This window comes from Massilia antarctica, from assembly GCF_015689335.1.
Lineage (GTDB): Bacteria > Pseudomonadota > Gammaproteobacteria > Burkholderiales > Burkholderiaceae_D > Telluria_A > Telluria_A antarctica.
In genome coordinates, this window is sequence record NZ_CP065053.1 from 5,991,333 (window position 1) to 6,011,510 (window position 20,178).

Annotated in this window: 17 protein-coding genes; 11 read left to right on the top strand and 6 right to left on the bottom strand. The window is 66.3% G+C overall.

What is annotated here, in order from left to right; all coding sequences use genetic code 11:
* Positions 1-40: 40 nt before the first annotated feature.
* Positions 41-1,018 (bottom strand): GlxA family transcriptional regulator, encoded by a 978-nt coding sequence (locus tag IV454_RS26345; RefSeq protein WP_206088574.1) that lies wholly within the window; start codon positions 1,016-1,018, stop codon positions 41-43.
* Between the two features lie 80 nt (positions 1,019-1,098).
* Between IV454_RS26345 and IV454_RS26350 the strand changes: the two genes are divergently transcribed.
* The 8 genes from IV454_RS26350 to IV454_RS26385 all read left to right on the top strand — a co-directional run bounded on the left by IV454_RS26350 (position 1,099) and on the right by IV454_RS26385 (position 9,456).
* Entirely contained in the window at positions 1,099-1,716 is a 618-nt protein-coding gene (locus tag IV454_RS26350; RefSeq protein ID WP_206088575.1) for a DJ-1/PfpI family protein, read from the top strand.
* A complete protein-coding gene (locus tag IV454_RS26355) occupies positions 1,713-2,024 on the top strand; it encodes a cupin domain-containing protein (protein ID WP_206088576.1) in 312 nt (103 codons plus the stop codon). Before IV454_RS26350 ends, IV454_RS26355 begins: the two co-directional genes overlap by 4 nt.
* Before the next feature lie 298 nt (positions 2,025-2,322).
* A complete protein-coding gene (locus IV454_RS26360; RefSeq protein ID WP_206088577.1) occupies positions 2,323-3,411 on the top strand; it encodes an SGNH/GDSL hydrolase family protein in 1,089 nt (362 codons plus the stop codon).
* A gap of 17 nt (positions 3,412-3,428) precedes the next feature.
* On the top strand, positions 3,429-4,115 hold the full coding sequence (locus tag IV454_RS26365) for a hypothetical protein (protein WP_229521860.1): 687 nt from the start codon (positions 3,429-3,431) through the stop codon (positions 4,113-4,115).
* A 5-nt stretch (positions 4,116-4,120) separates the two neighbouring features.
* Positions 4,121-6,574: an apolipoprotein N-acyltransferase gene (gene lnt, locus IV454_RS26370; protein ID WP_206088578.1), complete on the top strand. Its 2,454-nt coding sequence runs from the start codon at positions 4,121-4,123 to the stop codon at positions 6,572-6,574.
* 79 nt (positions 6,575-6,653) lie between these two features.
* The gene (locus IV454_RS26375) at positions 6,654-7,025 is read left to right on the top strand and encodes a DUF2946 domain-containing protein (protein WP_206088579.1); all 372 of its coding nucleotides are present in this window, start codon (positions 6,654-6,656) and stop codon (positions 7,023-7,025) included.
* Positions 7,026-7,138: 113 nt separating this feature from the next.
* The gene (locus tag IV454_RS26380; RefSeq protein WP_206088580.1) at positions 7,139-7,354 is read left to right on the top strand and encodes a hypothetical protein; all 216 of its coding nucleotides are present in this window, start codon (positions 7,139-7,141) and stop codon (positions 7,352-7,354) included.
* On the top strand, positions 7,351-9,456 hold the full coding sequence (locus IV454_RS26385; protein ID WP_206088581.1) for a TonB-dependent receptor: 2,106 nt from the start codon (positions 7,351-7,353) through the stop codon (positions 9,454-9,456). Before IV454_RS26380 ends, IV454_RS26385 begins: the two co-directional genes overlap by 4 nt.
* Positions 9,457-9,569: 113 nt before the next feature.
* On the opposite strand, the gene IV454_RS26390 is transcribed toward IV454_RS26385, so the two are convergent.
* Positions 9,570-10,649 carry a LysR family transcriptional regulator gene (locus tag IV454_RS26390; protein ID WP_229521861.1) on the bottom strand — a complete coding sequence of 360 codons (1,080 nt, stop codon included), beginning with the start codon at positions 10,647-10,649 and terminating at the stop codon, positions 9,570-9,572.
* Between IV454_RS26390 and IV454_RS26395 the strand changes: the two genes are divergently transcribed.
* The 3 genes from IV454_RS26395 (at position 10,648) to IV454_RS26405 (ending at position 12,867) form a co-directional block, all read left to right on the top strand.
* Positions 10,648-11,817, top strand: a complete 1,170-nt coding sequence (locus tag IV454_RS26395; RefSeq protein ID WP_206088582.1) for an NADH:flavin oxidoreductase/NADH oxidase — start codon at positions 10,648-10,650, stop codon at positions 11,815-11,817. The genes IV454_RS26390 and IV454_RS26395 overlap by 2 nt on opposite strands.
* Before the next feature lie 72 nt (positions 11,818-11,889).
* Entirely contained in the window at positions 11,890-12,273 is a 384-nt protein-coding gene (locus IV454_RS26400; protein WP_206088583.1) for a nuclear transport factor 2 family protein, read from the top strand.
* Positions 12,274-12,366: 93 nt separating this feature from the next.
* Positions 12,367-12,867, top strand: coding sequence for a nuclear transport factor 2 family protein (locus IV454_RS26405; RefSeq protein ID WP_229521862.1), 501 nt, complete (start codon positions 12,367-12,369; stop codon positions 12,865-12,867).
* A gap of 215 nt (positions 12,868-13,082) precedes the next feature.
* Here IV454_RS26405 and IV454_RS26410 read toward each other — a convergent pair whose 3' ends face one another.
* From IV454_RS26410 to IV454_RS26425, 4 genes are read right to left on the bottom strand one after another with little or no spacing between them, the layout of a single operon-like run.
* Positions 13,083-14,312, bottom strand: coding sequence for a cytochrome c/ABC transporter substrate-binding protein (locus IV454_RS26410; protein WP_206088584.1), 1,230 nt, complete (start codon positions 14,310-14,312; stop codon positions 13,083-13,085).
* Entirely contained in the window at positions 14,309-15,349 is a 1,041-nt protein-coding gene (locus IV454_RS26415) for an SCO family protein (RefSeq protein WP_206088585.1), read from the bottom strand. The genes IV454_RS26410 and IV454_RS26415 overlap by 4 nt, the downstream gene beginning before the upstream one ends.
* On the bottom strand, positions 15,346-16,431 hold the full coding sequence (locus IV454_RS26420; RefSeq protein ID WP_229522364.1) for an NAD(P)/FAD-dependent oxidoreductase: 1,086 nt from the start codon (positions 16,429-16,431) through the stop codon (positions 15,346-15,348). Before IV454_RS26420 ends, IV454_RS26415 begins: the two co-directional genes overlap by 4 nt.
* A complete protein-coding gene (locus IV454_RS26425; protein WP_206088587.1) occupies positions 16,431-20,150 on the bottom strand; it encodes a LodA/GoxA family CTQ-dependent oxidase in 3,720 nt (1,239 codons plus the stop codon). Before IV454_RS26425 ends, IV454_RS26420 begins: the two co-directional genes overlap by 1 nt.
* Between the last annotated feature and the right edge of the window lie 28 nt (positions 20,151-20,178).

Sequence of the window (20,178 nt, forward strand, 5' to 3'; positions counted from 1 at the left end):
GAAGCTGAGCTTGACCATGGCGTAGCCCCATGGTCAACGTTCAGCCGAAGCGCGCCTGGTAGTCGCTCGGCACCACGCCCAGCTGCGCGGCGAAGGCGCGGCGCAGATTGTACTCGTTGCCGAAGCCGCTCTGGCCGGCGGCGCGCTTGACCGTCATGCCGGGCCGTTCGAGCAGGCCGCAGGCGGCTTCCATGCGCAGCCGCAGCAGCAGTTGGGCCGGCGTCAGGTTGGCCGCCTGCCGCAGCCGGCGGTGCAGGGTCCGCACCGACAGTGCACAGGCGGCCGCCATCTGGTCGACATCGATCTGCTGCCGCAGGCGCGGCCTGAGCCATGCGATCAGCCGGGCGTGCACGTCCTGCGGATCGTCCTGCGCCAGCAGCTGGGAGCTGAACTGGCGCTGTCCGCCCGGCCGCTTGAAGAACACCACCATCCGCTTCGCCACCGCCAGGCTGGCGGCGCGGCCCAGGTCTTCCGCCACCAGGCTGAGCGCCAGATCCATGCCGGCGGCGATGCCGGCCGAGGTGTACACCGGACCATCCTTGATATAAATCGCATCGTCCTGCACATCGATGGCAGGATATTGCGCCTGCAGCGAGGCCGCATCCATCCAGTGCGTCACGGCGCGGCGGCCGTCGAGCAGGCCGGCGCGTGCCAGCACGAAGGCGCCGGTGCACACCGCGCAGCAGCGCGCCACCCGGCCCGCCGCGCGTGCCACCCAGCGCACCAGGGCCGGATCGTGCGCGCCGTCCGCGTCCTCCATGCCGGTTGCGCCGGAGACGATCAAGGTCGCCCCGGCCAGCTTGCGCCCCGCCGGCGGCAGCGGCGCGGCCAGCACCGTCACGCCGCACGACGACGCAACCGCTCCGCCGCCGGGCGCGATCATGCCGATCCGGTAAGGCGGCGCCAGGCCCGCATCGCGCGCCTCGTCGTTGGCGCTGGCAAAAACCTGGGCCGGGCCGGTCGCATCGAGCAGCACGAAACCGGGGAATACCAGCAGCCAGATATCGATTGTCTTCATGTGGCAGATATTCCACCATGAATGTCATTTCTGTCAATCCACTCCGTGACATGATGGGCCTCTTACTTAACGGAGGCAATATGACACGCACCATCGGTATCTATGTGTTTGACGACGTCGAAGTCCTCGATTTCGCCGGTCCCTACGAAGTGTTCACCTGCGCCACCCGCGTGGCGGCGACGGTGACGCCGCAGGCCGAAGCACCGTTCCGGGTGCGCATGATCGGCGCCACGGCGGCGATGCTGCGCGCCCGGGCCGGCCTGAGCGTGCTGCCGGAAGCCGATTTCGCCAGCGCCGGCCACATCGATGTGCTGATCGTGCCGGGCGGCGTGGTCACGGCCGAATTGCCGAAGGCGGAGGTGATTGCCTGGATCGCCGCCACCGCCCGCACCTCGGAACTGACGGCGTCGGTCTGCACCGGCGCCTTCCTGCTGGCACAGGCGGGCCTGCTCGACGGCCAGGAGGCCACCACCCACTGGGACGACGTGGCCGGCCTGCGCGACGCCTTCCCGCAGGTGCGGGTGCGCGGGGAGCGGCGCTGGATCGACAACGGCGCCATCGTCACCTCGGGCGGCATTTCGGCCGGCATCGACATGTCGCTGCACCTGGTCGAACGGCTGGCGGGGCGCGAACTGGCCCTGGCCACCGCGCGCCAGATGGAATACGACTGGAACCAGAACGCCGGCGGCGCGCAATGAGGATCGTGCGCAGCCGGGACTACACCGGCGCGCGCGCCTGGGAGGCGGAGCTGATCGCCGTCATGAAAGACGCCACCGTGCGGCTGCACTGGACCGACCAGCCTTACCCCTGGCACGTCAACGACGGCGACGAAGTCTTCGCCGTGCTCGATGGCGAGGTAGCGATGCACTATCGGGACAATGGGCGGGAGCTGGTGGCGCTCCTGGGCCCCGGCGACATTTTTTACGCCGCCGAGGGCGACGCCCACAGCGCGCACCCGCGCGGGCAGGCGCGCATCCTCGTCATCGAGCGGGCGGGCAGCGTTTGACGGTCAGGCGGCTTTCGCCGCGGCGGCAAGTACGATGGCCGCGGCGGCCCGATACCGGGGGATGCTGCGCCCGGTGCCGGATCGCCAGGGCTTTATCCGGGCCGCCACCCGCACCCGGAACGCCATCCGCACCACACTGCAAATTTACAACAAATTCACATATTTTCGATATTTTATGTACAACACGAATGCTTAATTAGCACTGTTGTTCGTATTTGAAATACATTGGGTGTACCGAGCTCAGGTTTGTTGACATGGCAGGCCTGACAGCCCGGACCCACTATAAAGGAGACACTACATGAGCATTCGCTTTCGTCGTTCCTTGCACGCCCTTCTACCCACCATCGCACTACTCGTCTCATCCTCCGAGGCGGCCGCCAGCACCATCAACCAAAACGCCTCGTGGACCATCGACCGCGCCGGCACCTCCACCAAATACCGCTCGGTGGCCTACGGCGACTCGATCTACGCGGGTTTCAACGGTTCCGTCACCAGCGCGGCCAAATTCTCGGCGCCCACGGTGAACGCGGAATATCTCTCGGCGCAGTGGGGCACGGACATCGAGAGCGTGCGCCGCACCAAGTCCGGTGCGGTTGCCGAAGACGTGTACAACAATAAAATCGTGGCTGAGCGCTCCTACATGCAAGCCAGTAACACCCGGGTCGTCACCTTCGAAATGTGCGGCAACGATGGCTTGCAGGCGCGCTCCAGCTTCAAGAGCCAGACCGGCACCTGCAATTACAGCGGACTGACCGCGGCCGAAAGCAACTGCAAGAAATACGTCACGGCGGCGATGGACTACATCAACGCCAACGCCTACGCCGGGGTCAAGCTGAAGGTGGTGTCCAACCTGCACTACCCGGGCTATGCGGTGGACAATGTGCAGAGTTCCTGCACCGATGCGACGACCGGTACCACGGTAAAAATGCAGGACAAATTCCTGCCCGCCCTGGCCAGAATGAACTTCATGATGTGCGACGTTGCGCGCCAAAAAGGCTTCATGTGCGCCGATAACTTCGCCCAGTACATGGGCGCCGACTACGACAGCAACGGCGACGGCCGCATCGACGCCGACGCGCTGCGCTATGTGTCCGGCGAGAGCGAAGCGAGCTATGTCTCCCGCATCACCTCGACGTTGCGCTCGACCATCCGCGACGCCAACACCCACTTCGTGTCGTCGAGCAGCAGCTACGATTACATCCAGTCGGACGACACCCACCCGACCTACAACGGCAGCACCGTCAGCTCGGGCCTGTTCGGCAGCAGCACGGGCAGCGGCGCGCCGCGCTACACCACGATCAGCGGCGGCAAGAACCCGATCTGGAACCAGTACGGCCACGAGCGCATCGGCTGGGCGGTATCGACCTACAACCCGGCCACGCCGTAACGGCCAGGCGCCGATTCGTGGATACGCCACCGCGTTCCAGGCCAGGTGCGACCGGCAGCGCGACCAGCGCCGCCGGGCGCGCCTGGCGTCCATCCCGGGGCCGCATCGTCGTCGCCCTGCTGCTCTGCATCGCCGGCGGCGCCCTGCTGGCGCTCCTGTGGATGCCATCGCGCACCGGGCCGGACCGAGCCGACGTCGCCGGCGGACCGGCGCCCTTGCCTGCCCAGGCAAGGGTGGCGCTGCCGGCCGCACCGCCCGCCACGCCGGGCCCCATCGCGCGCAAGGAGCCGGCGCGCGCGCCCGAGGGCGACGCCGACCCGACACCGGACCTGAAAAGCTACGTCGCGCGCGGCGACAATCCCAGCATGGCCGAAGTCATCGAACGCCTGCACCAGCGCGGCATCCACTCCGGCCTGGGCGCCTTTTCACCGCCGGGCACCAGCCCGCCGCTGGTCGGGCTCGCGGTGCCCGAGGATTTCGTTTTGCCGAAGGGGTATGTGCGCCATCACCAGGCCACCGATGACGGTCAAGCCATCGAAGCGGTCCTGATGTTCGCTCCCGACTTCCAGATGCTCGATACCGCGGGCAAGCCCGTCGCGATGCCGAAAAATGGCATCGTGCCGCCCGAACAGGCGCCACCCGGTTTGCCGATCCGGCGTATCGTCATCCCCGCGGCCAACGAGCCGGCACCAACGAGGCGCTGAACACCATGATCCTGTTTTCCAACACGACGGCACGCGTTGCCGGGGCTATCCTCGCCAGCGCGGCCATGGCGGCGCTGTACGCGCGCGGCGGGGCCGCCTGGCCGCTCGGTTTCGTCCTGCTGGTGCCGTGGCTGCGTACCCTCGACACCAGCCCCACCCTGCGCGCCAGCCTGCTGCGCGCTTGCCTGATGTCGCTCGCCTTCACGGCGGCCGCTTTCGCCTGGTTCGGCATCGCGCTCGGGCTGTATGCGCAGGTTGGCGCGGCCACCGGCGTGGCGCTGCTGCTGCTGGCCGCACCGCTGTTCCAGCCGCAGTTCCTGGTCTTCGCCGTGGTGCGCCACCTTGCGCGGCGCCGCCACGGCACCATCGTCGGCGCCCTGGCTGGTGTTGCGGCATGGGTCGCCACGGAATGGCTGCTGCCCAAACTGCTGGGCGACACCTTGGGCTATGGGCTCTATCCGTCGCGGCTGCTGCGCCAGGGCGCCGATGTGGGCGGCAGCGCCGGCCTGACCGCCCTGCTCCTGCTGGCCAACGAAGGCGTCGCGCTGGCGCTGGTCAATCGCGCTGGCGGCGTGCGCGCGTTCGCCAGGCCGCTGGCGCTGGCCGCGTCCTTGCCCATGCTGCTGGCCGGTTACGGCCTGGCCGTGCTGTCCGTCGACCCCGGCCCGGCCGGCAAGCCGCTGCGGGTGGGATTGATTCAATCGAACATCGTCGCCTACGAACGCCAGCGCGAGGAAAAAGGCACGCACGCGGTGGTGCGCGAGGTGCTCGATGCGCACTTCGCGATGAGCTACGACGCCGTCGTGCGCCAGCATGCGGACGCGGTGCTGTGGCCGGAAACCGCCTATCCCACCACTTTCGGCCATCCGAAAAGCGAGGCCGGCGCCGACTTCGACCGCGAGATCCTGGACATCGTCAATGCGGCCGGCGTGCCGTTCGTCATCGGCACCTACGATCGCGACAGCGCCGGCGAATACAACGCGGCGGCCTTCGTGCAGCCCGGCAGCGGCCTGACGGGCTTTTACCGCAAGACGCGCCTGTTTCCGCTGACCGAATACGTGCCGGCCTGGCTCGATGGCCCGCGCGTGCGGCGCGCGCTGCCATGGAGCGGCAACTGGCGGGCCGGCAACGGCGCTCGCGTATTCCCCTTGCGCCTGGGCGACGGGCGCGAGATCCCCGTGCTGCCCTTGATCTGCCTTGACGATGTCGACAGCGCGCTGGCCATCGACGGCGCACGGCTGGGCGCGCAAGCCATCCTGACCATGTCCAACGATTCCTGGTTCTCCGCCAGCCCGCTGGGCGCGCAGCTGCATCAGGCCGCGGCGGCGTTTCGCAGCATTGAAACGCGCCTGCCGCAATTTCGCGTCACCACCAACGGCTACAGCGCGGCCATCGATGCGACTGGCCGGGTACTGGCAGGCACGCGCATGGGCGAACGCACCCTGGTGATCGCCGACGTGCAGGTGCGCGCTCCCGGGCGCACCCTGATGGTGATCTGGGGCGACTGGGTCGGGCCCGCAGCGGGCGCCTTCCTGGCGACCCTGGCGGCATGGTCGGCCCTGGCGTCGTTGCCGCACCGCGCCGCGCAGGCACAGGCGCCGGCCGGCCATGCGCTCCCGGCGCCGCTCGACGCGGCCGTCCTGCCGCCCGCCGCCCGCCTCGGATCGGGCCTGTTGCGTGTCATCGCCCGCGGCGGCCTGCTCTGGATGTGCGTGGCGCTGCTGCTCGACGATGCCTTGCGCACCAACACCCTGGCGCAAGTGCGGATGTTCGCGGCCTGCTTCCTTGCTCCGGAGGCTGCGTCATGGTGCGTGCTGTTCCTGTTTTCGGCCAAGGCATCGGTCGCCAACGGCAGCCTGGTGCTGACACACGACGCGCGCAGGATCGCGTTCGCGCTGGGCGACATCGCCGCGGTGCGCTTATGGCGCCTGCCCGTGCCCCGCCCCGGGATGACCGTGCAGCTCGCGTCCGGCCGGCGCTATGCCCTGGCATTGGACGACCCGGGCGCGCTGGCCGGCGCGCTGGCCGCCGCCGGCGGGCCCACGGTCGAGCGGCGTCCGCGCGCGCTGATGCAGGCCTATGCGCAAGCCGGCCTGGCGAGCCACCGCTCGCGGCTCGACCACCCGCTGGTCAAATTTGTCCTGCTGCCTCTGGCGCTGGCGATTCCGGCTTTCCACCTGCACCAGCACATTGCCTACGGCGGCGCATTCGGCGAGTTCTACAGTTTTGGCCTGAAAGCCTACCTGACCGCCTTCGCGCTATGGTGGGCGGCATGGTCGATCGGCGTGGTACTGAGCGAGGCCCTGCTGCGGGCGGCGGTCGAAACCGGTACCTTGCTGGCGGCATGGCTGCGCCCCGCGCGGGCGGGCGCTATCCGTTACCGGCTCAAGCGCGCCAGCCATGCCGCGCTGTTTCTGGGCTTGCCGGCGTGGCTGATGGTGACCATCTTCCGTACGTAGCGCGAATCGCCGCCTGGCCTTGCAGTGAACGAGCCGCCGGCGGGTGGTCGAACAGCATGAGCTCGGCTATAATTCGCGCATGATCACCCTGGCACGACGACACACACTGCACATCTGGATCGCCATGCTGGCCATCCTGTTCAGTGCATTCGCGTCCGCGCTGGGCAGCGCCGCCATGGCCGCCACGCCGATGGAAGTGTGCACCGCCGACGGCTACAAGTTCGTCGACGCCGGCGGCAGCGACGGCGCGCCCGGCTCCGCCCATCACAGCATGCAGCATTGCGCGTTCTGTACCAGCCACGCCGGCACCCACCTGCCGCCCGCTCCTCCCACCGGCATGCTGGTGATCGAGATCGGACGCAGTATCTATCCATCGCTGTTCTACCGCGCGCCGCAGCCCTTGCATGCGTGGTCGGCCGCCAATCCGCGCGCCCCGCCTCTGAGCACCTGAGCGCAGGCATTTGCCTGCGCCGTCGCCCCATCCAGTAACAGTTCTGCGCACCGGCTTGCCGGCGCGTGCTGCCGCCTTCGCGCGGCCCTGCCACCTGTTTGACGAGGATTACCTTGAAACCGAACCCTGTCGCTTCGGCGACCACGCTCGCCATCGTCCTGAGAACGATGCGCTGCTTCAATACTGCCGCCTTCACTGCGCTGGCCTTCTTCTATTTCGCGTCGTATTGCCTGCCCGCGGCGCCCTTCTTCGCGCTGCAACTGCTGCCCTCGGCCGCCGCCACGCACCCGACCACGCCATCACTGTCCGCCACCAAGGATACGCAATGAAGCACTACCACCTCCCCGCCTTCCTGGCACTGGCCGGCGCCACAGCCGGCGCCTGCGCCCAGGGCGCGCCCGGCAGCGCGATCGAAGCGCGCATGAAAGTCATCGTCACCGCCATCGGCGAAGGCTGGCGCGCGCCGCAGAATGGCAGCGGCGATACGGCCCTGCTGCTGAACACAACACCCGGCTACAGCGTGGCCCAGGCCGGCGGCGTATCCGGCCTGCCCGTCGTCAACGGACTGGGCGACGACCGCCTTAAAATCCGCATCGACGGCATGGAAATCACCCCCGCCTGCGCCAATCACATGAATGCGCCGCTGTCGACCATCGACCCCAGCCAGGTCGGCCACATCGAGGTGCTGGCCGGGGTAACGCCGGTCAGCGCGGGGGGCGACAGCACCGGCGGCACAGTGACCGTCAAATCGCCCGCGCCGCTGTTTGCCGGCCAGGGCGAGCGCCTGCTCACCAGCGGCAAGCTCAGCTTGAGCGGGCGCAGCAATGGTGAGGCAATCAACGCCTCGGTGTCGGCCAGCATCGCCAGCGACAGCATGAGCTTCGGCTACAGCGCGGCGCAGGCGCGCGGCCACAGTTATGACGATGGCGACGGGCAGCGCGTGCTGGGCAGCCTGTACCGCAGCACCAACCAGGCGGCCGTGCTGGCCTTGCGCGCGAGCGGCCAGCGGATCACCGTGCGCGCCGGCACCCAGCGCATTGCCTATCAGGGCTTCCCCAACCAGTACATGGACATGACCGGCAACGATGGCACCTTCGCCAATCTGCAGTGGCTGGCCACATTCGGCTGGGGCGAGCTGGACACAAGCGCCTACTGGCAGAACACCAAGCACGAGATGGGTTTCTTCACGCCGGAGCGTCCCGGCAGCATGCCCATGCTGACCGAAGGCCGCAATACCGGTTATGCGCTCAAGATCACCATGCCCGCCGGCGACGCGGCCAAGGTGCGGCTCGGCCATGAAGTTCACACGTTCAGGCTGGACGACTTCTGGCCCGCCATCCCCGGCTCGATGATGATGGGGCCGCAAACCTATGTGAACATCAACGATGGCCGGCGCGACCGCATCGCGCTGTATGGGGAAGTGGAGACCCGCCACAGTGCGCGCTGGAACTCGCTGGTCGGTGCGCGCTGGGAATCGGTGCGCATGGATGCGGGCACGGTCCAGCCGTACGCCAGCAACAGGATGAACGCGGCCGATTCGGCGGCGGCGCGGGCCTTCAACGCGGCCGGGCGGCGCCAGCGCGACGGCAACCTGGACCTGACCGCGCTGGCGCGCTTCGACGCCGATGCCAACACCACCTTCGAACTGGCGGCGGCACGCAAGACGCGTTCGCCCAATCTGTACGAGCGCTATGCCTGGGGCCGGGGCACGATGGCGATGACCATGACCAATTGGTTTGGCGATGGCAACGGCTACGTCGGCAATATCGACCTGAAACCGGAAACGGCCGCCACGCTGGGTTTCACCGCGCACTGGCATGGCGCCGGCGCGGCGGACTGGTTCGTCAAGCTCAATCCTTACTACAACCGGGTGCGCGACTACATCGACGTCGATACCTTGGGCCAGTTCAATCCGTACATGGCCATGGGTGCGCGCGGCGCCCTGCTGCGCTTCGCCAATCATGACGCCAGGCTGCACGGCGCCAATCTGTCGTGGCGCATGCCGCTGCCGGCCGGCCGCGCGGCGGGAACCTTGGCGTTCACGGGCAATGCCGCGTACACGCGCGGCAAGCGCGCCGATGGCGGCGACCTGTACCACATCATGCCTTTGAACGCCTTGCTGGCACTGGAACACAGCAGCGGCGCATGGAGCAGCCAGGTCGAGACCAAGGTGGTGGCGCGCAAAGACCATGCCGACCTGCGCCGGCTGGAGCCGCACACGGCAGGCTACGCGCTGCTCAATGCGCGCACCGGCTACCAATGGCGCAAGAACGTGCGCCTGTCGGCCGGCGTGAGCAATCTGCTCGACAGGCAATACGCCGATCCGCTTGGCGGCGTCTACCTTTCAGGCCTGAAGATGCAGCGCGGCGCCTTGCAGCCTTTGCCGGGTTACGGCCGTTCTTTCGAACTGGGGCTGACGCTCGGCTTCTAAGCCGCGGCCTTTGCCGATAAGGCTAGCCTTCCAGCGCGGACCGCGAGCAATTGCTTCTGCGCTGAAGGGCATGTGGCCGGCGTGCAAACGCACACTGCCATGTGGCCATTCAATCAAGACGGTGTCGTTTGATTGGCAGTGCGCATGAAATCCACGAACGCACGCAGCTTTCCGGGCATGTGCTCGCGATGCGGATAGTAGAGATGAAAAGCGTCGTCCAGTGCCCAGTGCTGCCTGAGTATTTGCTTCAGCAAGCCGTCCGCCAGCTCTTGTTTCGCAAAATTTTCCAGGATGAAAGCGATGCCCTGGCCTTGTATTGCAGCCTCCATCACGGAGCGCATGTCGTCAAACATAAAGCGCCCTTGAACATCGATGTGAACCTTCTGGCCGCGCTCTTCGAACTTCCAGTCATACAATCTGCCCCCGACACTATAGCGCTGGCGTATGCAATTGTGCTTGAGCAGTTCAGCGATCGTTGTTGGTTCACTGCGCTCGCGGAAGTAATCCGGCGCTGCCACCACAATTCTCTTTTGTACTGCTCCCAGCTGTACGGAAATCATGTCATTTTGCAGTTTCCTCCCCATGCGTATGCCGATATCAAATCCGGCGCCGACGATATCGCTCAATTGATTGTCGAGCGATATCTCGACATTAATCAGCGGGAATTGTTCCAGGAACGACGCGATGTGCGGCTCGATCAAGATATGGTAGGCAACATAGGATGAACTGACGCGCAACATGCCCGACGGTTGATCCGTCGCGAGCAACGCTTGCGACAAGGCGTTTCTGATCAAGGCAAGTGCAGGCGCCAGTGCCGCATTCAATGACGCGCCAGCCTCGGTCAGGCTGACACTGCGCGTGGTGCGATTGAACAGACGCACATTCAATTGTGCTTCGACATTTTTGATCGTGCGCGATACCGCCGTCGGCGTGACGCCTATTTCCGCGGCGGCGCGAGCGAAATTCAAATGCCTGGCGGCAGCCTCGAAGGTCAGCAGGCCTGGAAGATGCAGCGGCGGCGCGGAGAGTGCGCCTTCCACACCCTCCACGCCGCCTGAAGGTTCAATTATAACCTTTTTGCTCATACCGTATCTCCGTCTATGACTATTCACGTCATTATCGCCGATCCGCATACTGGTCACATCAAGCAAATCAATCCGGCTACGCAAGCCTTCTTTCGAGAAAAGAACCATGAGCAAACTCTTTGAACCCCTGACATTGCGCGGCGTCACCCTGCGCAACCGCTTTGCCCTCAGCCCGATGTGCCAGTACACGGCGAAAGATGGCTACGCCAGCGATTACCACACCATCCACTATGGACGTTTCGCGCTTGGCGGCTTCGGCCTGCTGATGGTCGAAGCGACCGCCGTGTCGCCCGAAGGACGGATCACACACGGCGACCTGGGCCTGTGGGATGACGCCCACATACCGGGCCTCGCACGCATCGCCGCGTTTGCCAAGGCCTATGGTGCGACACCTGGCATCCAGATCGGCCATGCAGGACCTAAAGCCAGCATCCAGCGCGCTTTCGAAGGTAACGGCCCACTGAACGCGGTTGACGCGGCACGCGGTGAACCCGCCTGGCCGGTGGTGTCGCCGAGCGCGCGCCCGGTCACCGACGGTTGGCTGGTACCCACCGCCCTCGATGCAAACGGCATCGCCAAGGTCTGTGCGGACTTTGTCGCTTCGGCACGCCGCGCCTTGCAGGCAGGCTTCGATGTGCTCGAACTGCACTACGCGCACGGCTTCCTGCTCAACGCTTTCCTGTCGCCACTGACCAACGACCGCAGCGATGAATACGGCGGCAGCTTCGAGAACCGCATCCGCCTGCCACTGCGGATCGCCCGCGCAGTGCGTGAGGTCTGGCCGCGGGACAAGCCACTGTTCGTGCGCCTGTCGGCAGTCGATGGCAGCAGCAGCGGCTGGACCATCGCCGACAGCGTCGCTTTCGCCGAGGCGCTGAAGGCGGTCGGCGTGGACGTCATCGATTGTTCGTCCGGCGGCTTCGGCGTCTACGAATACCCCAGCGGCTATGGCTTCCAGCTGCCGTTCGCCGAGCAGATTCGTCGCGAAGCACACATCGGCACCATGGCCGTGGGCATCATCGTCGATCCGCGGCAGGCCGAATCCATCATCGCCTCGGGCCAGGCCGACCTGGTCGCGCTTGGGCATGCGGCGCTGCGCGATCCCCACTTTCCCTTGCATGCGCAGCAGACGCTGGGGGCGGTTGGCCCGGATGCAGCCTATGCCGACTGGAATGTGCAGGCCGGCTGGTGGCTCGACCACCGCGCAAGCAAGCTGGTCCAGTTGGGGCCATGGGCACCGATGAAGGACGCGGCAGCGAACAGCCACAAGGATTGAACACGATGCCGGCCAGGGCGGCCGGATTTGACCGTGACTCGCATGATTACCTTAACAACCCGGAGTGAAAACATGAAAAAACCTACCTACGTGCAAGATTATCAAGCCATCGTCGACGTACTGAACAAGTACAACGAAGGCTGCAAGCAGGCGAAGAGCAGCATCATGAAGCCAGCGTTCAGCGAGCAGGCCACGATTTTTGGCGTCGATGGCGACGGCAAGCTGACTGGCGGCCCGATCCAGGGCCTGTTCGACGGCATCGACAACACCTTCCATCCGTCTCCTGAAGCCCGGGGGGCGATCGTCAACGTCGACATCGTGGGCAGCGCCGCCAGTGCGCGCATCGACACCAACGATGTCTCGGGCTTCTGCTTCACCGACTTCTTCAACCTGCTGAAGGTCAAGGACAAGTGGACGGTAGTGAGCAAAATCTACCATACCCACGTCGCGCCCTGAATCTCGGTGCGCATGGAACACGCGCGGCAGATCATGCTCCCCGCCAGGTCTGCCGCCTCCGTCAGCAATTGAAACCCTATCGAGAGTGACTCAATGAACATGACCTTCTTCAAAACCTTGTTGTTCACGGCAATTATTTCTGGCTTGGGCACGGCGGCTCAAGCCGCTGACCTGCAGGGCGGTCACCAGACTGCCAGTAACAAGAGCATCAGCAAACCTACTTATGTGAAAGAATATCAAGCCATCACCCGGGTACTGAACAACTATATCGACGGCTGCAAACAGGCCAGGAGCAGCATCATGAAGCCAGCCTTCAGCGAACAAGCGACCATGTTCAGTGTCGATGCCAAGGGCGAGCTGACTGGCGGTCCGATTCAGGAGCTGTTCGACGCCATCGACAACCCGCCATTTCGCCCATCACCCGAAGCGCAGAGTGCGATCGTCCAGGTCGACATCGTGGGCACCGCCGCCAGTGCGCGTATCGACTCCAACGACGTCTCGGGCTTCTCCTTCAGCGACTTCTTCCACCTGCTGAAGGTCGAAGGCAAGTGGACGATCGTCAGCAAGATCTACCACACCCACGTGGCCCCCTGATCCCGGCGTCCAGGCCGCTGGGTCCGCGCGCCCGGGATGACAGCGGCAACGTTCAAGCACTTCCCGCGAACGCGAGATGGCCAGGCTGAACGACGAAATCCTAGACGCGCGCTTCGGCGCCGGTCATGGCGCCGCCCGCGAAGGCGGTTTGCAGGTCCCAGGTGGGCATATCCCCTTCTCCACCCTGGCTGACGTGGGACGGTGCCGGGGGCGCATCAGTTCCCGTTTTCCTCCGACACATCGGTGTAAGGGAGATACGAGCGGCGCGCCGGATCGACTTTCACCATGAGCATGCCGGCCGCGCCCACATGCCGGTTCGGGCCAAAGCGCATGTCCGGCAAACCATCGACACCAAAGGCGCGCAGCTGTTCGATGGCATGAACGAAGGTCTCGCGGTCGAGCCTGCGCCCACTGCGTTTGAGTGCCTCGACCAGGATCGCGACCGCGCCGAGCGCCAGGCGTTCCTGCACCGGCCGCGCGGCGCCGGGATAGGATAAGGCGGCCGGTGCGGCCAGGCGCAGGCGGCGCGCCGCGTCCGGGGCCAATACGAACACCGTGCTGCCCGCCTGCATCGCCAGCGCATAGATGGGTACGGCCGCCACCTTGTGCGCAACGCCTGCCAGATGGGCGCCGTCGCCCAGCGACAATACGGCAACTGCGCCATTGCCACGCGCGTGCGAACCGGCCAGCGGCACCAGGGTGATACCACGCGCCACGGCCCGCGCCTGTAAAACCCGCACGGTATCGGGTTCGGTGTCGGCGGCGGCCGACAATGCCAGCGTTGCCCCGCTGGGCGCCGCGGCCAGTGCCTGATCGAGCATAAAGCGCGCCTGCGCCTCGCTGCCCGGCAACAAGCCGAACGCGGCGGCGCCAGTGCCCGCGCCAGGCGCGATCGATGGCGTGTCAGGCGGCAGGTCCCTGCCCCAACCCAGGATCGCGAAGACGGCCGCGCCCGGATCACGCTGAAGCACCAGGCGCCGGCCGTAAATGCCGCCAACGGCATTGATCCGCGCGAAACCAGCCTGCACGGCCGGCACGACGCTCGCATCGAGCCGCACGCCGATCATCAAGGTATCGGAACCGATGCCGGGATCGGCATCGGCCTCGCTGCCCAGCACGTCCAGATAGGCCGACAGGTCGGCCAGCGCACCGGCATCGAAGCGATAGCGCGGCATCAGCCGATGCAGCGCGCGTCCGGCGGAGAGGCCATCGTTGACCGCCAGCCGCAGCGAATCGAGGTCGGCCTTCTGCCCCGCAAAACGCTGCAAGGCAGGCGCCGCGACGGCGCCTTCACGCCGCCCCTCGCCGTGGCGGCCGTGGCAGCGCGCGCACGCGGCCGCACCGCTCTGATAGGCCGCACGCCCGCGCTCCACCGTCGCCTGTGCCCCGGCCCAGCCACCCGATACAAGCAGGCAGGCAGCGAGCATGGCGCGGCCGGAGGTCACGGCCGCGCGCTCAGCATCGGCACCACCGCCGCCACGATCCCGGCCGGCGCGCCCAGCGCCATCAGCTTCTTCCATTCACCGGTGCGCAAATTGCCGGCCAGCAGAATGGTGCTGTGATCATCGATCTGTTCGCCGTTGTAGCCGCCCAGCTTGTAGCGCACCCAATCGACGTTCTCCTTCTTGCCGGTCAAAAAAGTCCAGCCCGGCTTGATCTGGAAACGGCGCGCGAAATCGCGCAATACCATGGGCGTGTCGGTGCCGGGATCGACCGTGATCGACAGCATGTGCACATCGTGCCCGGCGCGCTCGCCCAGCAAGGCCTGGACCCGCGCCAGGTTGGCGGTCATCGGCGTGCAAATGCCGGGGCAGGTGGTGAACATGAAATTGATCAGCACCACCTTATCCTTCAACATGTCGTCGTAAAAGCGCACCGCCTGCCCGTCCTGGGTCAGCAGCGGCAGATTGGTGAAATACGTGGCCGCCACATCGCGCCCCGTCTTGACCGGCCCGGCCGCCTGCTGCGCCGCGCGCACGATCTCGGGCGCCGACGCCAAGCCTTCGAGCCGGGTCCAGCTGCCGACGCTGTCATTGATCACCAGTACCAGGCCGCTGTGCTCGGCCGGCGCCGCGCCGCCCGCACCGAGCGCCGCCAGCAAGGTATCGACTTCCGGCTTGCGGCCCGTGACAAAGTGCCAGCCCGGCCCGGCATCGAAGCGTTTGGCAAACGCCTTCAGGCGGGCCGGCACATCGACCGCCGGGTCGATACTGATCGAAATGAGGGCAATATCGCTCCCGACCCGCGCGCCCAGGCTTTTTTGCACCTCGCGCAGGGTGGCTGCCTGGGTCGGGCAAATCATGGTGCAACTGGTGAAAATGAAATTGACGATGACGGTCTTGTCCTTGACCAGATCGCGGTAAAACGCCACCTGGCGCCCATCCTGGTCGAGCAAGGATGCTTCCGGAACCGCCTTCGGCGCCGCCTGGGCCATCAGCGCCCAGCACCACAACACGCCCATGCACAGCCACTGTGCGTTCATGCGTCTGCCCATCGTTGCCTCCAAAAGTCTGAATCCGGCCAGCGCCGTTCGCGCCGGTAATAGTGGGCGCGCTGCACAAGATAATCGGCATACATGCTGCCGATCCGGTCCGCGTAGGCCGGCATGGCGCCCGGGTCGCCGCCGAGGGCGGCAGCGAGCGCGCCGGCAGCGGCCAGTGCCTGGTCGAGCGCGCTCATGATGCCCTGCGACGACAGTGGATCGACACTGGCGGCAGCGTCGCCCACGGCAAGCCAGTCGGCGCCGGCCGCTTGCGCCAGGCAAGCGCTGTAGGCCGGCACGATGGCAGCGGCTGCCTCGGCCTGGCCGCCGTGCCGTACCAGGCGCGCATGCGTCAGCGGCGCACTGTCCGGCCGGGGCGGCCCGGCCAGGGTGCGCCGCCGCTGCCGGCCCGCCTCGGTCATGTACACCAGCACCAGGCGTCCCTGCGGCAGCGGCGCCGAGTACCACCAGCCGTCGCGTTCGGCTTCGATCAGGGTATGGCATGGCACCTTGTTGCCGGCGCCATGATAGGTAACGACCCCGACCAGGTGATCGAGCGGACGGCGCGCGCTGCCGCAACGGCGCGCCACAGCCGCGCGGCGCCCGGTCGCATCGACGACGAAGCGCGTGTGCCAGTCCAGCGGACCGTTGGGACCGGCCAGCCGCAAACGCCAGCCGCCAGCCACCCTCGCCAGCTGCTCCAGGCGGGTGCCGCCATGCAGCATGGCGCCGCACAACTGCGCCTGCCGGCGCAAGGTGGCGTCGAAGCGGCCGCGCTCCAGATGCCAGCCATTGCCGTAGGGGCTGAACAGGAAGTCGCGGCCGGCCGCCTCCGGCGCGCCCCAGGCCGACATATTGCCGAGCGACTCCAGGTGGCCATCGGCGAGGAACGCATCGAACACGCCAAGCCGCTCCAGCGCGACCCGGATACCCGGCCCGACCGACTCGCCCACCGCCAGCCGGGGCCCGCTATCGCACTCGGCCAGCAGTACGCGATGCCCTGCGCGCGCCAGCGACAGCGCCACGGCCGCGCCGGCCGGCCCGGCGCCAATCACGGCCACATCGGCGTCACAAGGCGCCATCAATGCGGCGTTCCCATGCCCCAGATGTGGTGCGGCCGCCCGTCCTTGCCCTTGGACAGATAGTTGGTCGACACCATGCCCGTGTGCGGCACCACCGGCAGCGGCGCCTTGGCGGCCAGATGCCGGCCGCGCACCATCTTACCCACCGGACAGCCCATGCCGATCCACTGCACGATGATGCTCTTGTAACTGGCGCCATCGGTATTTGCCGGGATCGCCTGGAACGCCGTTGCCATCGCGCCGTTACCGGCCAGCATGCTGGTCACCAGCGGACTGTTGAGCGGATCGAAGCGCTGCACCCAGCCGTTGCGTTCGCATGCCAGCGCGCGCATCAGGGCATCGTTGTCCTGCAGGGCGAACCAGTCCTGGATCGCCATCGATACCAATGGCGCGTCCTTGGCGGCGGGATCGGCGCAGCGCGGATCCGGGCCTTCCAGCTGGACCCGGTGCCCGCTGACGCCCATCTGGCGCTGACGCATGAAGTCGATGGTCAGGTGCATGCGCTGCGCGATATCGGTGTGCACGGCCGGCTTCTGTCCCAGATACAGGATGTAGTCCTGCCACAGCTTTTGTTCCGCGGCCGAGAACACGTGGTACATCGGCCCGTTAAAACCGATCAGCTCGAGGATGGTGCTGTGCGCCAGATCCCCCGGCACGATCAGGCCGGCCTTCTGCATTTCGTGCAGCAGGCCGAGCGGGTCGAGCATCCAGTCGTTGATCAGGTTCGGCCCGAGCATTTTCTCGCGGTGGGCGCGGCTGGCGTACGGCGCCTTGGCCTGGATCATCGCCACCATGCGGTCTTCCGGCGTTGGCGGGCTGCTGCTGGCGTTGGCCAGGTCGTCGCCCAAGGTTCCCAAGGTGCCGAACGCCACATACCCGGTCCAGATGCGTTTCCAGACCTGCTGCATGGCCGCTTCGCCTTCCGACTCGCGCACCTGGTCGAGGTACATCTCGACGCAGGCCTTGGCGACGGCCCCGTGGCCGGCACTGGCATTGTCGATCCCCAGGTGCAGCGCGTAATACAGCGGATTGATGCCCAGCGCCTTCATCTGGTCGACTGAGCTGAGCAGGCCGATCGCACTCCATTCCAGGTACAAGGTCATGCCCAGCAACTCCGGCATGAATTCATCGCCGAACTGCGAGATCGCCAGCAGGAACACGGGCTGGGTAAAGGCTGAAGGGAACAAGTCCGGATTGTCCGCATACGCGCGCGTATGCAAGTCCGGCAGGTAGATATTCAAGCTCTTGAGCAAGTCGGTGTAGACGTTGGCGTGGTTCTGTTCCACGTTGCCATCGCCCATCTCGTCCATGCGGATGCTGAACATCATGGAATCGATCGAGCCGATCGGGCCGTCCGGCGTGATGCCGCGCAGCCAGGCGCCGTCGAGCTGATTGAATGGCGCCATCTGGAAGATGCTCCTGATGACGCTTGCGCGGCTGTTGCTCAGGTAACTCTGGTGCGCGCTGCCGCTCTGCTCGACCTCGTACTGCTGCCGGGCCGAACTGAGGCTGGCGTCGCGCACGAAATTGTCGTAGATCAGTTCGAGGCGCGCATCGAAGCTGTCCTTCGTAAAAGGAAAGAACTTCCAGACTTCGTCAGGATCGGCCTGCTCCTGATTTTGCCAGGCTTGCGCGAGAAATTCGCCCACCAGGCTGTGCGCGCGCGGCAGGAAATCGCCGTAGGACGCGATATTCATCAGGTAGTAGAAATAGTCGCGCATATTGGCGCCCATGTAAGGCGAGCGCTCCGTCTCGATCATCACGGTTTGTCCGTTGACCTGCTTGCGCACGACGAAACCCAGGTCTTTCCAAAGGTCGACCATGGCATTGTCGAGGCCGGGCGACGCGGGCGGCAAGCCGCGCGCCCACGGCACGCGCTTGGCCAGCACCGACGACAAGGGTTGCTTGTCGATCCTGTCGTCCGATTGCACGCTGGCGTCCAGGGTCCCGACCGGCACCACGTCGTCCGGACGCTGGGCCGGCCACCAGTTGGTATTGCACTCCGAGAAGTCGGCCTGCCATGGCAAGGCCATGTGCATGGTCAGGCCGCCCGGCGCCGTGGCCGGGTTGATCCGGCACAGACCGGCCCAGGTACTCGCCTCACGCGAGAAATACGTCATTTCAATGCCAGGATAAAAGGCGCCGCCGACGCAGGGTTCGAGCGCGGCGCGGTCGAGCGCGGCCGGTTGTTGCGCCACGGGCAAGGAAGACAGCGGCGGCGCCGCGCCTGGCTCGCCCTGCCAGTCGGCGCTGAAGTCGCCTTCGGCCCAGCGTTTCATCTTGGCGTATTGCACCGGGCTGAGCGTGAGCCAGGTGACATACACGCCGCTGCCCGGCAGCGGCGCGAGCGGCGACCCGTCGGCCAGCACGGTCGCTTCGCCGCCATCGCCCGACATCTGCGGCATGAAGCTGGCGTTGGCGTAGCGCAGGGTTTCCGGCGTGTCTTTTGCATCCGCATTGGCGGCGACCAGGTTGGGCGGACGCAGGCGGCCGAACACGTGGGCGCGCGCATCGCGGAACAGCTCCTCCTTGCTGTTCGACGCCAGCGCCAGGAACACCGGATTGCTCGCGCCCATGAACGAACCCTGGGCCGTGTCGCTGCCGTGGCCCCGGTTGGCGGTCTTGTTCAGCCAGGTGAAGGTGTCGAGCCGCTTGAGGATCGGATACACGTCCTGCATGAACGACACCGCATCGCTCTCGGCGGCGTCGCCCACCGCTTCGCGCGCGATATCGTACAGCGTGGTCAGGGTTTCGGCCGCCGGCACGAACTTGGGCACGGCGCACAGCACCCAGGCCTGGTCCTTCATGGTCACGCTGGTGCCATCGTGCAGCACCACGGTGGCGCTGACCGGGCCATCGGAGATGTCGTCGTACCAGTAATCGTTATTGGCGTAGGAGCTGCCCACGTTCAGCAAGCCGATCGGATTGTTCGGAATCAGCGAGCCCGATTTGCCGGCGCCCCCCAACACCAGCAAGCGGCCATCGCTATCGGTGCGCAATTCGCCCAGCGGCACCTCGAGCTTGGGCGACTGCGCCACCGGTTTGATCACTTCGCCCGGCGTCCAATACTGCGTTTTCAGCGGCGGCGATTGATTGGGCGGCACATCCGACGCCTTGATGTTCATGTAGCCGTCGCGGCTGCCCCGCACCCAGTCCGGATCGGCGCCGCCCTGGGCCGGCATCAACACCGTGTAGGGCAACGGCCCGATGGTGCCGCCGTCGAACCTGACCCGCACGCCGGGATCGGTGCCGCTGATCGAACGCGGGCCGGGGTCGATCACCAGCCGTTCGCGCTCGGGCGAACCGCCCGGGATTTGCTGGTTGCGCAGCGGCGGCGCGTGCGGATTTTTTTCATAGAAATCGGGATACTGGCTCTGCCAGAAGCGTCCCAGGAACATATTGTTGACCGCCTTGCGGTTGGCCAGGTGCACGGTCCAGGTGATGCTGGCGTCGGCCGCCGTCAATTCGCGGATCGGCTGGTCGTTGGCGTCGTAGGCGTAAATGCGAAAGCGCGCGGCCTGGCGCTTGATGCGACCATCGGCATCCTTGTAGCCGCCCGGCGGATCGACCACCTCGCCGGGCGACTCCGGGCCGCAATAGTAGGCGTCCGGGCTGTTGCCGGCGCGGGCGATGCCCAGCCCGGGGTGGATGCGGCAATAGGCAATCGCCGCTGCGGCGGCGGCGCTGCTGGTGCTGCTGGGATCTCGATGTGTGCTCACGCGGCTCTCCTGTTGGGTATCGGTCGGG

Excerpts from the sequence above, each read along its gene's own strand:
- IV454_RS26345 (WP_206088574.1), bottom strand. The coding sequence starts at position 1,018 with ATGAAGACAATCGATATCTGGCTGCTGGTATTCCCCGGTTTCGTGCTG.
- IV454_RS26350 (WP_206088575.1), top strand. The coding sequence starts at position 1,099 with ATGACACGCACCATCGGTATCTATGTGTTTGACGACGTCGAAGTCCTC.
- IV454_RS26355 (WP_206088576.1), top strand. The coding sequence starts at position 1,713 with ATGAGGATCGTGCGCAGCCGGGACTACACCGGCGCGCGCGCCTGGGAG.
- IV454_RS26360 (WP_206088577.1), top strand. The coding sequence starts at position 2,323 with ATGAGCATTCGCTTTCGTCGTTCCTTGCACGCCCTTCTACCCACCATC.
- lnt (WP_206088578.1), top strand. The coding sequence starts at position 4,121 with ATGATCCTGTTTTCCAACACGACGGCACGCGTTGCCGGGGCTATCCTC.
- IV454_RS26375 (WP_206088579.1), top strand. The coding sequence starts at position 6,654 with ATGATCACCCTGGCACGACGACACACACTGCACATCTGGATCGCCATG.
- IV454_RS26385 (WP_206088581.1), top strand. The coding sequence starts at position 7,351 with ATGAAGCACTACCACCTCCCCGCCTTCCTGGCACTGGCCGGCGCCACA.
- IV454_RS26395 (WP_206088582.1), top strand. The coding sequence starts at position 10,648 with ATGAGCAAACTCTTTGAACCCCTGACATTGCGCGGCGTCACCCTGCGC.
- IV454_RS26390 (WP_229521861.1), bottom strand. The coding sequence starts at position 10,649 with ATGGTTCTTTTCTCGAAAGAAGGCTTGCGTAGCCGGATTGATTTGCTT.
- IV454_RS26400 (WP_206088583.1), top strand. The coding sequence starts at position 11,890 with ATGAAAAAACCTACCTACGTGCAAGATTATCAAGCCATCGTCGACGTA.
- IV454_RS26405 (WP_229521862.1), top strand. The coding sequence starts at position 12,367 with ATGAACATGACCTTCTTCAAAACCTTGTTGTTCACGGCAATTATTTCT.
- IV454_RS26415 (WP_206088585.1), bottom strand. The coding sequence starts at position 15,349 with ATGAACGCACAGTGGCTGTGCATGGGCGTGTTGTGGTGCTGGGCGCTG.
- IV454_RS26420 (WP_229522364.1), bottom strand. The coding sequence starts at position 16,431 with ATGGCGCCTTGTGACGCCGATGTGGCCGTGATTGGCGCCGGGCCGGCC.